This is a genomic window from Vibrio sp. YT-16 (assembly GCF_033337405.1).
GTDB classification, from domain to species: Bacteria; Pseudomonadota; Gammaproteobacteria; order Enterobacterales; family Vibrionaceae; genus Vibrio; species Vibrio alginolyticus.
In genome coordinates, this window is record NZ_JAWOQQ010000011.1 from 37,152 (window position 1) to 49,698 (window position 12,547).

The 12,547-nt window shown below is 43.7% G+C and carries 11 protein-coding genes; 4 read left to right on the top strand and 7 right to left on the bottom strand.

Annotation, left to right across the window (positions count from 1 at the left end; genetic code table 11):
• Positions 1 to 300: 300 nt before the first annotated feature.
• The gene (locus R7F07_RS17060; RefSeq protein ID WP_171343288.1) at positions 301 to 1,200 is read right to left on the bottom strand and encodes a LysR family transcriptional regulator; all 900 of its coding nucleotides are present in this window, start codon (positions 1,198 to 1,200) and stop codon (positions 301 to 303) included.
• 112 nt (positions 1,201 to 1,312) lie between these two features.
• Here R7F07_RS17060 and eamB point away from each other — a divergent pair, with 112 nt between their 5' ends.
• From eamB to queC, 3 genes are all read left to right on the top strand, one after another.
• Entirely contained in the window at positions 1,313 to 1,897 is a 585-nt protein-coding gene (gene eamB, locus R7F07_RS17065) for a cysteine/O-acetylserine transporter (RefSeq protein ID WP_171343287.1), read from the top strand.
• A gap of 308 nt (positions 1,898 to 2,205) precedes the next feature.
• Positions 2,206 to 2,544, top strand: coding sequence for a helix-turn-helix domain-containing protein (locus R7F07_RS17070; RefSeq protein WP_005388200.1), 339 nt, complete (start codon positions 2,206 to 2,208; stop codon positions 2,542 to 2,544).
• A 67-nt stretch (positions 2,545 to 2,611) separates the two neighbouring features.
• A complete protein-coding gene (gene queC, locus R7F07_RS17075) occupies positions 2,612 to 3,268 on the top strand; it encodes a 7-cyano-7-deazaguanine synthase QueC (protein ID WP_005377298.1) in 657 nt (218 codons plus the stop codon).
• Positions 3,269 to 3,535: 267 nt separating this feature from the next.
• Here the strand turns inward: queC and queE are convergent, their stop codons facing one another.
• Positions 3,536 to 4,186 (bottom strand): 7-carboxy-7-deazaguanine synthase QueE, encoded by a 651-nt coding sequence (gene queE / locus R7F07_RS17080; RefSeq protein ID WP_005377296.1) that lies wholly within the window; start codon positions 4,184 to 4,186, stop codon positions 3,536 to 3,538.
• A gap of 216 nt (positions 4,187 to 4,402) precedes the next feature.
• On the opposite strand from queE, the gene R7F07_RS17085 reads away from it, so the two are divergent.
• Entirely contained in the window at positions 4,403 to 5,212 is an 810-nt protein-coding gene (locus R7F07_RS17085; RefSeq protein WP_054866167.1) for a Cof-type HAD-IIB family hydrolase, read from the top strand.
• 160 nt (positions 5,213 to 5,372) lie between these two features.
• Here the strand turns inward: R7F07_RS17085 and R7F07_RS17090 are convergent, their stop codons facing one another.
• The 5 genes from R7F07_RS17090 to prpF all read right to left on the bottom strand — a co-directional run bounded on the left by R7F07_RS17090 (position 5,373) and on the right by prpF (position 12,547).
• The gene (locus tag R7F07_RS17090) at positions 5,373 to 6,818 is read right to left on the bottom strand and encodes a bifunctional NUDIX hydrolase/phosphatase PAP2 family protein (RefSeq protein WP_171343286.1); all 1,446 of its coding nucleotides are present in this window, start codon (positions 6,816 to 6,818) and stop codon (positions 5,373 to 5,375) included.
• A 385-nt stretch (positions 6,819 to 7,203) separates the two neighbouring features.
• The gene (locus R7F07_RS17095) at positions 7,204 to 8,535 is read right to left on the bottom strand and encodes a trypsin-like serine protease (protein WP_171343285.1); all 1,332 of its coding nucleotides are present in this window, start codon (positions 8,533 to 8,535) and stop codon (positions 7,204 to 7,206) included.
• Between the two features lie 191 nt (positions 8,536 to 8,726).
• Positions 8,727 to 9,206, bottom strand: a complete 480-nt coding sequence (locus tag R7F07_RS17100; protein WP_005377290.1) for a GNAT family N-acetyltransferase — start codon at positions 9,204 to 9,206, stop codon at positions 8,727 to 8,729.
• Between the two features lie 189 nt (positions 9,207 to 9,395).
• Positions 9,396 to 11,273, bottom strand: coding sequence for a propionyl-CoA synthetase (locus R7F07_RS17105; protein WP_170890264.1), 1,878 nt, complete (start codon positions 11,271 to 11,273; stop codon positions 9,396 to 9,398).
• 77 nt (positions 11,274 to 11,350) lie between these two features.
• A complete protein-coding gene (gene prpF / locus R7F07_RS17110; protein WP_054575019.1) occupies positions 11,351 to 12,547 on the bottom strand; it encodes a 2-methylaconitate cis-trans isomerase PrpF in 1,197 nt (398 codons plus the stop codon).

Here is a 12,547-nt window from a genome sequence, read left to right on the forward strand (position 1 = left end):
ATGGATGCGTTAACGAGTTAATAATAACGAACCGTAACAATTAAGTCTCGTTGAAAATAATCCATAAAGAATGGCATTTATTACACTGTTAATTATGTAATCTAATCTAGTTATCACACGCCGTCGTTTTTATATCTTATCTCTTTCCGTCAATAAATAGCTCTTCACATCAGATCCCATTTATCATCCCACAACAGTCGGATTCAAAACAAAGTAATAAAAATCAATAAATTAGAAGTAGCCACTTAAAAAATAAAAAGGAGTAAAAACGAAACTATATCAGATAGAACATATTAAAGATCACCGACTCTGAGTAGAAAGCCGTTCATACTCGTTACGCATACAATCAATAAAGACTTCCATCGCCGGCGTCACACACTTCCCAGCATGATAAGCGCAGAGTGGCTTGATCATCTGTGAAAATTCGGTGAACTCAAGCTCTTGTAAACTGCCCTCTTGCAACTCTTTTTCAACCGTAAAACGAGGTAAGTAAGAGATACCAATATTACTCTCAACGCAATTTTTGATCGTATTAATACTGCTAAGTTCGATCATGTTGTCGATGCTAATATCACGCTCTTGAATAATGCTCTCAAACATCTGTCGAAAAAGGCACTTAGGGCCATTGCTTATAAACCCTAAATCAATATGTTGCTCTCTCTTCTTTAAATCTAGCCCTTTTAAAAGCGGTGAAGCAACCAATACCAGTGGCTCGTGCTCAAACTCGTGGACCTTGAGCGTATCGTCATTACCTACTCGATAAAACACACCTAAATCAGCTTTATCCGCTATCAACTCATCTCGAATCTGATAGCAATTTTGTGATTGCAGAGAGAGTCTGACATTGGGCGCTCTGATCCTGAACTCTTTTAAAACATTAGCCATCTTATAAGCAAGTTGAGTCTCAGCAATCAGCACTTTCAATTCACCGGTCGGCTCCGAGTTTTCTTGCTGTGCTGTTCCCTCAATATTTTCCATCACTCGCGCCAGTTCATAGACGTAAGGCAGTATCTTTTCTCCTGCTTGAGTCAAAGCCATCTTACGCCCTATTTTTTCGAACAGCTGCAGAGACAGATCTTGTTCCAACTGCTTGATTTGAAAGGTGACGGTTGATTGCGTGCAATAAAGCTTCTGTGACGCTTTTAGAAACGATCCTTCTTCAACAATAGCTTTAAAAGTAAGAAAGCGTTTTAGATTCATGACTAGACTCCACAACCAACAGTTCAATAAATTAAAAGTCTAAGTTTTAATTTATTCAATTTTTTAATCAATTGTAGCGAAGTATAGTGCAGTAAAAACAGGAGAGATAGAGATGACCGCGATCTACACCGCATTTTTTACTTACGTAATCATTACTTCATTTACACCAGGGCCAAACAACATTTTATCGCTCAGCATCGCGACGCAATATGGACTAAAACGCTCAACAAAAGTGATTTCGGGGATGTTTTGTGGCTATGTTGTTTTGATGCTACTTTGTGGCGCTTTCACGTATAACATGATCAGCCTCTTGCCCGTGATTACACCTTGGCTAACATGGATTGGAGCAGCTTATATTGTTTGGTTGGCTTGGGGGCTTGCTACGAGTGAGATCAAAACTTCATCGGATAATTCTAAAGGTATCAGTTTCTTAACAGGTTTCGGTTTGCAGTTCGTTAATGTGAAAATCATTCTTTATGGAATTACCTCTATTTCTACGTTCGTACTGCCCCACACTCAGAATATCTACTGGATCTTAGCGACTAGCCTCATTCTTGCTTTGATCGCACTTCTTAGCAACGTAGTTTGGGCCGTTGCAGGAAAGCTACTTCAATCGCAATTCCAGAGATATGGAAAAGTCATCAATATGAGCTTAGCAGCAGCTCTGATCTATTGTGCGACACAGTTATTTACTTAAGTATATAGTTGATCATCAAGAACAATATTGCTCTTCAACTTAGACGACTACGTTTATGTGAAGAGCAAATTCTGCTCTACAAATCGCTGCGGTTTCTCGTGCCCTTACTCGCTCCTCCCGCTCCTTCATACGGCAGTTTTTGAAGAAGTAGATTCAACGTCACTTAATCAACCTAAAGATGCGAAATCTTTTTTAGTTATACAGACACGGCCTTGGCGACCTCGGCAATAACTAAGCATTACTTAGTATACAAAAATCAGAAAAACTAAGATAATCTTAGTCATCCAAGTCCTTCGTATGAACTTTAAGTGTTGTTTAATAACCCACTCCCAGCCCGCCTTAAGCATGCGCGTAAACAAGCGAATCTGTCCCAAAAAGCACTGGGCATCCGTATCGGCATGGATGATAGTTCTGCAAGTGCAAGGATGAATCAATACGAAAGGGAGCGCCATACTCCCGACGTAAAAACGCTCAAACTTATCGCAGATGAGCTAAACGTGCCTCTAAACTATTTTTTTTGTGAAGATGAAATCACCGCTGAACTTGCGGTGAATCTCCACAAGCTGTCAAATGATGACAAGCAAAGAGTGCTTGAGAGCACAGCCCAGCTGATTGCGGACGCAATCGCCACGAAGTCGAGTACGTAATTGGGATTAAACGCCTAAGAATACGTATCAATACCAAAGAATCAAAGAGCATAACTAAGGGTTCAACATGGCTACAACAAAAGCACTTGTGGTTTTTTCCGGTGGGCAGGACTCTACGACCTGCTTAATCGATGCATTAAATACATATGATGAGGTTCATGCTATAACATTTGATTATGGCCAGCGTCATTCAGATGAAATAGATATCGCTATCGAATTAGGTAAGCAACTTAACATCAAAAGCCACAAAGTCCTGGATGTAAAATCAATTAATGAGTTAGCGATAAGCTCGCTGACAAGAGACAACATTCCGGTATCTAATGACTTAAGCGACGCTAACGTACCCAATACATTCGTTCCAGGGAGAAACATTCTCTTTCTTACTTACGCATGTATCCATGCTTACCAGCTTGGCATTCAAGACATCATTACGGGAGTTTGCGAAACAGACTTTAGTGGTTACCCTGACTGCCGAGACAACTTTATTCGCTCTCTAAATCTCTCTTGCAACTTAGGTATGGATAAAGCCTTCAATATTAAGACTCCTTTAATGTGGCTTACTAAAGCCGAGACCTGGGCTCTAGCTGATAAGCACAATATGTTGGAGTTTGTCCAAAACAATACTTTAACATGTTACAACGGAATCGTTGGTAAAGGCTGTGGTGAATGCCCAGCGTGCCTACTGCGACAAAGCGGCTTAGAAGAATACTTAGCGAGCAAATAGTCTTTGTTAGCGGTAATAGCGGTGGGATGAAACCTTTTGCGTTAGCTTCTAAACGCTTTATCTCAGCGTGAAACTCCAGCCAACAGAGCTTCATTTTGATGCCGCCAGATTGGTGGCATCAATTAAATGCGAAACGATTGTCGAACCAAAGATAGCACCACACCACAGCAGTCAACACTTCTTAGCTTTTACAACGCTATAAACTGTTTAGATATATCGACAATGTTTCGATAGCAAAGCTACCTCGAATGATGACGAGTCTCTCGTCTAAGCAATACTCAAATATTTATGAGTTTGAACAGACAAACGCCAATTGCGGGCAATGCACGTATCAATACACAATTGCGTAGCACGAGGCTTCTGGCTAATTGGTTGTAGTGCAATGATAGTCTCAGCCGCTACGTTCGCATTTGCTAAAAGGTCATCAAGGTGGTCGATATCTTTCTGGGTGCCGACTGGATGCTTAATCTCATTTGCTCGCTCTAACGCGCTATTAAGCACTGGCAATTTACCTTTCATTGCCACTTTTGGTGACACTGTCACCCACGTGTTTTCTGAAGTAATCACTTCTGATGTGCCACTGGTTTCAATTTGGCATTGGCACCCCATATCTTCAAACGCCTTTGTTAAAGGGCGCAGATCATAAATACAAGGCTCTCCACCAGTAATCACGATATGCTTAGCATTAAAGCCTTGCTGTTGATATTGCTCTACGATGTTCTCGGCAGATGCAACACACCACGTCGGAGAGTCTTCCGTTTTCACCAGAATATCGCCTATTTGACGTTGATCATTCTCATCTGCATACCACGTTTGTTTGGTATCGCACCATGAGCAACCAACCGGACACTCTTGAAGCCGAACAAAAACAGCAGGGACTCCAGTAAAAACCCCTTCCCCTTGGATGGTTTCAAACATCTCATTTAGCTTATACAACGCAGAACTCACTCAACTCATAACATTTCGAGGCGAAGACCATAATGGACACGCGTGTCTAGGTCAATTTAAACCAAAAATTAATTGTTAAAATAGACCATTTTGTAGTTTCATAGCGTAATGAATATAGGTTTCTGGTTAACGTTAAACCAAGCCTTATTCACTGACAGCTCCCAAAAAACTTTAAGGTAAGAAATGATGTATAAACTGATCGCACTAGATATGGATGGCACGCTACTCAATAGTGATAAAGCCATTTCTGAAGAAAACAAACAAGCGATCGCAAAAGCTCGAGAAGCAGGCGTTACTGTCGTTCTCGCTTCTGGTCGCCCATTAGAAGGAATGCAAGACAAGCTCGACGAACTGAATATCCATTCCGATCGAGATTTTGTTCTTTACTACAACGGTTCGATGGTCAAGAACGTAGGCACAAACGACATCATCCACCAGCAAATCATAGATGGTAAAGCTGCAAAATTGGTGGCGCGAAAAGCCGAAGAGCTAGGTGCGTACGTCCATGCTTTTAGTCAAGTTCATGGTTTAATCACCAACGAACACAACCCTTACACCGATATTGAAGCAAAGATAAATGGCTTAAATGTCACCGAGATGAACTTCGAATCACTAGAAGACGATCATCCAATCATCAAAGCTATGATGGTTGCAGAGCCAAGCAAACTAACAGAAGTTATAGCAGCACTGCCAGCTGAAATGCGCGAAGCGTTTACGGTTGTTCAAAGCGCTCCGTTTTTCCTTGAGTTTCTTAACCCTGCGAGCAACAAAGGTATTGGTGTTGCCGCAATTGCCGAGTATCTGGGAATTAAACCGGAAGAAGTTATCTGTATGGGTGACGCAGAAAATGACCACCACATGCTGAAATACGCTGGCCTTGGTATCGCGATGGCAAATGCAATGGAAGAAACCAAGCAAATCGCTGACTACATTACGGCAAGTAATGATGAGCACGGTGTCGCTAAAGCTATAGAAAAGTTCGTGCTCGATGCATAGCCCTTTCCGCCATGTCTGTTGCGTTAAGCTTCTTACGTTTAACACCCCTAACCGTCCAAGATAGGCAAGCGGCGTTGTTCGTAGACTAAACGTGTAAAAGCCTTGCTGTAATGCAAGGCTTTGTTTTTACTCAAATACTAATAGATAACAAATACAGCCATCAATCTAGCAACGTTTTGCTCGGTTGGTTTTCACAAGTCAGCTTCCTTGCAAGCAGCATAAATAACAACATTAATAATGGATAATGTAACGTCGACAAGACTAATGACCACAAACCGCTAAACGATACGATATTAGCCGAGTACAAATAGAGTTGATCAACAAGCAACAATGCCAGCGTTACAAAGATCATCTGCCGAGTATCTAAATGTGCTTTCGACTCTTTAAATGTCATGACCAACGCTGATGCAGTGATTAAAATTGCTAGCCAGCGACCAAACACAGGTAATGGCCAGATGACAGAGATGACCGATGTTGCCGCAGTCATAATGAACCAGACGCCTTTTGAGCTTAGAACTTTATCAACGTTCACATCTTGATTTGTCTCCAGTCGAAGAACATGCCAAGCCACCAAGCTGCCTAACAGCGCGCCAAATAACATATCTAAAATAAAGGCACTGCCGAGGAAAAACTTACCTAACACCACAGTAAGAGTGATGAACACGAAGACTGCCGTTGTTCCATTCAAACCGAAATACTGGGTTCTATGAAACAAGAACGTCAGAACACAAAACCACACAGCGATAGGCAAGCTAGGAAAACTAAAGCCAAAGCTGTGCGTTAACTCCATCATTGGTATATAGACATGTGGGCGCGGTAACGAAAAGCCTTGTTGAGCGACAAGCACCATAAGCGACGTTGCACTAATTGCAAAAAAGAGTCGGTACACAAACCGGCTACCAAAGCGCATCATGGCAAAAGGAAATAGAAAGAGTAGTACCGTCGGTTCTGTCAGGTCTATAACCAGTTTCGAGATCTGACTAGCTACCTCGTAACTCGTTTCTGACAACGCCCCTACCCAACTCTGTAAATCTATCAGCCACGCCAATTCAACCTGACGAAATGAAGGCGCGGATTCGATCAACTGAGTCACATAAGATACTGATTGCTTGGTAGCTTGATCAAAAAACTGAGTGGCTTGTGGCCATTGCTCAGGATAACGATATAAAGATGATGGTAATTCAGATGGGCTAAGCAACATCGCTGACGCAACTTCTACTCCATAATGAGGGGCAAACCAAATAGGCAGTTCATTTCCACCTAAAGAATTATTCATAGAAAAAGCGATAATGTCAGAGTCTGATATACAGTCGTAAAAAACCGCAGTGTCCGTTCTGCCAAGCTCCTCTCCAACCGTAACCACTATACCGGTTTCTTCCCACGTTTCTCGTTGAGCAGCAACTTGTGGAGACTCACCATCAATGATGGTTCCGCCAGGTAGAGAAATCTTATCCGTTAATACTTCATGAACTAGCACTAACTTGTCATCAGCGCGAACAATACAGAGCGCTCCTTTAACTTCGCTCGCAGTGGCTTTAGCCGTAGAGATCGGTGAAACAGGTAACAAAATAAAATAAAGGATGAGTAATAACAGCTGTCTCAACACAAAATATGACCTTAAATAAACATAATGATAACCAATGAATCATGGCAGTTAATCTTATCTTTTTCGACAAAAATTAAGTAACGAGTTATGCCAAACTGAGTTGATCGCGTAAAACCCGATCTCAACGCTCACTGGAGAATAATTTAATGCAAACCTGACAAAGATCAGACAAAACATAAAATGTTGATCGCAATTCTGCCAGTTATATAAAGATAACGTCAGGACAAAGTCATACACATTTTGTGGGTTCTCATAGTTGACACAATAAAAAAGGGCTTATTATTCGCAAACAATAAACCCCTGTTATAATAACTATGTACTGATCGTTGAAACCAAGAATGAATCTTATCTCATGGTCAACGAATCAAATTCACTGGCCCGATCGTTAGTTAGACTTGCAATTCGCATCGCCTACTTTTTGCCAAACACCCCAAGGCCCTGAGTCTGCTGGATTATCACCTTGAGTCCACCACTGCGCTTGCCAAACTTTACCATTCCAAGTAACCGTATCTCCTTTGAGATACACTAAGCTGGCTTGCCATACAGTTGTACAGCTATCTGTGGGAGGCGTTGTCACCGTTTTCGCTTGAGAGGATACTAACGCTTGGTATTGTGTGCTGGTCTTATCAACGTTGAAGTTCAAAGCCACTCTTGCTTCTCCGCTCTGAGTAGCACCAAATTCAACATCAACACGACAAGTTGCATTCATTGCTAACGTTGCCTGAGAGCACTGATCATTGGCAATAACAGCTGCATCAGTAACACCCGAAGCAAACGCGCGAACATTTTCCACAGTGAACGTGGTGTTCCCTGAATTCTGGATAACAAAGCTATGTTGCTGTAACTCCCCAACATAAAATGATGCCAGTGTCTGTTCAGTGGTGTATCCAACAGAAACATTCTCTTTTGGTGGTGTTGCTGTTCCGATAACACCATCGACAAAATTGCGCATAGCAGCGATATCGCTATAAACCCCATACATACCAGGACGAGCACAACCTATTCCCCAACTGACCACACCAAGTTGAGTAATTACACCACTGCGATTAATGACGATTGGACCTCCACTATCTCCCTGACAAGAATCTATCCCACCTTGAGGAATACCCGCACAGAATGACACTTCTCCAACCGTTGTGTAGTTGCCACCGGCTTGACGGCAAGTCATATCCGACACAAGTGGGACGTCAACCTCTTGCAATCGAGACGGAGAGCTTCCTCCTTCAGAAGTTCGCCCTAAGCCAGCAACACTAAGCCAATCTCCGATGCTCGCGTATTGCGTTAGACTACCATTCGCAATCTCAACTGAAGAAACACCTTGAGGCACAGAGTCGAGCTTCAATACCGCGAGGTCATGAGAAAGCGTCGCGCGGCGATATGCCGGGTGCATATGGATCTCACTGACGTTTGCACGAACACCATCACTACCGTTATAAACAACGCCACCGATTTTAACCGCGATCTGACTCGGAGAATCACCCTCAACACAATGTGCAGCAGTCAGGACGTAACCATTCCCGATATAACTGGCCCCACAATACGATCGGTTACCATAACGACTAACAATTTGGGTGTAGAATTTCCAGTCACGTGGGTCGGCAGTTACTCCGCCTACGATCTGGGGTTGGATAGTGTGATTTTGCGTCTGTGACAAATCATCAGCACTTGCGAACATTGGCAAAACGGCTAAAGCAAGTAACGATTTTGTTAGTTTCAAAATATTGTCCTCTTGTTTTTGTAAGCACGATCCTCGTGCTACTAATAAACAAGCAGACAAAAACGCCGATACCAATATGGGTGCATATCAATTTATTAACATTGCGAGCAACTTATAGAGAAAAGTCTATTGACGAACTGAATGATTTCAATTCGAATGAACCTAAATCACAATATTAAAGTTAAATACGATTATTCGTTCAGCGGTTTTCTTAAATAGTGGATATGATGTGCAAATCCTTGTTTTTCATACAAAGATATTGCGCCCTGGTTAAAATGCCATACTTCAACAAACATCTGTTTTGCACCGTAATCAGAGAACGTTGACTCAATTTTATTAATCAATGCCTGCGCCGTACCTTGTTTTCGATATTCAGGCAGCACATAGAGCTCATCCACACTTCCCATCATAACTGGCTGGCTGACGGTAGAAATAAGTTCACAGAAGTGACCAGAGATAAAGCCAATAATTTCATCTCCTTGTTTTGCTACGTAAACAAGGCACTCAGGGTCGTCAATATATCGAGCAATGCTTTTTTCTTGTTCTATCTCCTCTGCCGTTTTGAAAAGCTCAGGAGATTGAAGATGATGCTCATCATGAAGCTCGAACATAAGATCGTTGAGCAACTCTAGGTCGCTAAAACACGCAGGTTTAATCGCAAACGTGGTCATACAAAGGGTCACTAAAAATGGAATGGCTGTAGTTTGTGAGGAAAACGTCGTATTGGCAAGTCACAAATGCTTTCACGATACGTTTGTACTGTTTGAACAACAAAAAGGCCCCTGCACTTAATAAACGTACAGAGGCAGAACCAACCAACAGAGTTCGAGGATCAGGGGTTAGTTAGAATTGAGTTTTTCTCAGCGTCGTAGCACTCGCTCAATTTCGTTCAAGCTACTTGGGTCATCAATCGTTGACGGAACGGTGTATTTTTCACCATCAGCTATTTGACGTATAGTTCGACGCAAAATTTTACCTGAACGTGTTTTCGGTAAACGGTCTACAACCAACGCATGCTTGAAGCAAGCAACTGCACCTATCTCACTACGCACTTTGCCAACAAGCTCACCTTCAAGGTCTAGCTCATCCACTTTGACGCCGTCTTTCAGTACAACAAAACCAAGTGGAAGCTGACCTTTTAGATCATCGTGGATACCGACCACCGCACATTCTGCAATCGCTGGGTGGCCTCCTACTATTTCTTCCATTTCACCTGTCGACAATCGGTGTCCCGCGACATTAATCACGTCATCAATACGTCCCATAATAAACAGGTAACCGTCTTCATCCAGATAGCCACCATCACCAGACACGTAGTAGCCTGGGAACTGGCTAAGATAACCAGTTTCAAAACGGTCATGATTACGCCAAACCGTTGGCAGACAACTTGGTGGTAGCGGACGTTTTAATGCGACAAAGCCTTGTTGGTTAGGCCCGACAGCCTCTCCAAGTTCATTCAGAATTTCGACCTGATAACCCGGAATGGGCTTCGTCGAAGAACCAGCTTTAACTGGCATCATTTCGACACCTGTCGGGTTGCCAGCGATGGCCCAGCCCGTCTCGGTTTGCCACCAGTGGTCAATAACGGGCTTGTCCGCTTTGCTCTGAACCCACTCCAGTGTCGGAGGGTCAAGGCGTTCTCCCGCCATAAAGATGTTTTTCAGATTCGACAAGTCGTACTGTTTTAAGTGCTCGCCTTCCGGGTCCTCTTTCTTAATCGCACGAAACGCCGTTGGTGCAGAGAACAACGCATCTACTTTATATTCATCACACACTCGCCAAAATGCGCCAGGATCCGGTGTTCGAACAGGCTTGCCTTCGAATAGGATAGTAGTGCAACCGTGAATCAGTGGGGCGTAAACAATGTAAGAGTGCCCTACTACCCAGCCCACATCAGATGCCGCCCAAAAGACGCCATCTTGAGGAATGTTATAGATTGCGCTCATGGAGTACTTCATCGCGACAGCATGGCCACCGTTATCACGCACAACGCCTTTCGGCTTACCTGTCGTGCCCGATGTATAAAGTATGTAGAGCGGATCGGTTGCTAACACCGGAACACAACCATGTGGCAGCGCTTGTTTGTACTCTCGCTGCCAATCTAAGTCTCTTTCTTGGTTTAGCTCAGCGTCGCACTCTGGACGTTGGAAAACAAACACTTTCTCAGGCTTCCAACGGCTGTCCATAATGGCTTTGTCTACCATTGGTTTGTATGGAATGACTTTGTTGATCTCAATCCCGCACGACGCCGTCATGATCACTTTCGGCTCTGCATCTTCAATTCGTACAGCAAGCTCATTAGGTGCAAAACCACCGAATACTACGGAATGAATCGCCCCCAAACGCGCGCAGGCAAGCATCGCCATTGCGGCTTCTGGGATCATCGGCATATAAATAACGACTCGGTCGCCTTTTTCAACACCTTGAGCAGACAGCATGCCAGCAATTTTTGCTACTTGGTCACGTAGATCGCTATAGGTGTACGTGGCTTTACGACCTGTCACTGGCGAGTCATAAATGAGTGCAGTATTATCACCGCGTCCTTGCTCGCAATGGTAATCTAATGCTAACCAGCACGTATTCATTACACCATCTGGAAACCAACGTTCTATGCCGTTTTCATCAGATTTCAAGATAGTTTTAGGAGATTCAAACCAATCGAGATTCTCCGCTTGAGCGCGCCAAAAACTCTCCGGTTCATTCTTCGCCCATAAGTATTCTTTTTCGTATGAAGACATATTGCTTCCTCCAGTATGTCCTGACATTGCTCTCGTTCTACTCAAAGATCGCTCTTTTAATCCAAAGATCGTCTCTTTTAATCGAAGACATAGAAGGGTACACGCACAAATCCCTCCATCAGTATTCTCGCACTTCGGCTCATAATGGCTTTTTGCACCACCCAGCCCTGCTCAGTTTGCTTCGCTTGTGCCCCAACTTTTAACGTTCCTGACGGGTGACCAAAAGTCACGGACTCTTTTTCACCGCCACCAGCGGCTAAATTCACTAACGTTCCGGGCACACACGCAGCAGAAGCAATAGCAACGGCTGCTGTTCCCATCATTGCATGATGTAGCTTGCCCATCGACAGCGCGCGAACGAGCACATCAATATCCGACTCATTAACGGCTTTACCACTTGAAGACAGGTAACTTTTCGGTTTAGAAACAAACGCTATTTTCGGCGTATGTTGGCGTGTTTGAGCTTCTTCTAAATCAGAAATCAGGCCCATTTTTAACGCGCCATATGCGCGGATGGATTCGAACATCGCTAATGCTGTGTCATCGTTGTTGACATCGTCTTGCAGCTCGGTGCCCTGATATCCTATCGATTCAGCATCAATAAAAATGGTTGGTATGCCCGCGTTAATAAAGGTCGCGTTGAACGTACCCACATCCGGCACCACCAAATCATCAACTAAGTTGCCCGTTGGGAACATACTTCCTTCGCCATCGGAAGGATCAACAAAATCCACTTGAATCTCTGCCGCTGGAAACGTGACACCATCGAGTTCAAACTCTCCGGTTTCTTGGACGAAACCATTGACGATTGGCACGTGAATCAAAATCGTTTTGCTTATGTTCACCTGCCAAACACGCACCGTCACAATGCCATTTTCTGGAATACGGTCTTGTGGGATCAGACCAGCATGAATGGCGAAAGGACCGACAGCGGCAGACAAGTTGCCGCAGTTACCACTCCAATCGACGAATGGTTTGTCGATCGACACTTGGCCAAATAAGTAGTCAACATCGTGATCGGCTCTGCTGCTGCGCGAAACAATCACTGTTTTACTGGTGCTTGACGTCGCGCCCCCCATGCCATCAATTTGCTTCGCGTAAGGATCAGGGCTGCCAATAACGCGTAGCAACAGTTTGTCACGTGCGGCTCCAGCCACTTGCGCTTCTTGAGGTAAATCCTCTAGGTTGAAAAAGACACCTTTACTCGTGCCGCCACGCATGTACGTCGCGGGCACTTTTATTTGGCTTGTTTGATTCGGAGTATTATTTGACAT

What these genes read in the sequence shown, in the direction of transcription:
- queE (WP_005377296.1), bottom strand. Translation starts at nt 4,186, where the DNA reads ATGTTTGAAACCATCCAAGGGGAAGGGGTTTTTACTGGAGTCCCTGCT.
- R7F07_RS17085 (WP_054866167.1), top strand. Translation starts at nt 4,403, where the DNA reads ATGTATAAACTGATCGCACTAGATATGGATGGCACGCTACTCAATAGT.
- queC (WP_005377298.1), top strand. Translation starts at nt 2,612, where the DNA reads ATGGCTACAACAAAAGCACTTGTGGTTTTTTCCGGTGGGCAGGACTCT.
- eamB (WP_171343287.1), top strand. Translation starts at nt 1,313, where the DNA reads ATGACCGCGATCTACACCGCATTTTTTACTTACGTAATCATTACTTCA.
- R7F07_RS17100 (WP_005377290.1), bottom strand. Translation starts at nt 9,206, where the DNA reads ATGACCACGTTTGCGATTAAACCTGCGTGTTTTAGCGACCTAGAGTTG.
- R7F07_RS17060 (WP_171343288.1), bottom strand. Translation starts at nt 1,200, where the DNA reads ATGAATCTAAAACGCTTTCTTACTTTTAAAGCTATTGTTGAAGAAGGA.
- prpF (WP_054575019.1), bottom strand. Translation starts at nt 12,547, where the DNA reads ATGTCAAATAATACTCCGAATCAAACAAGCCAAATAAAAGTGCCCGCG.
- R7F07_RS17105 (WP_170890264.1), bottom strand. Translation starts at nt 11,273, where the DNA reads ATGTCTTCATACGAAAAAGAATACTTATGGGCGAAGAATGAACCGGAG.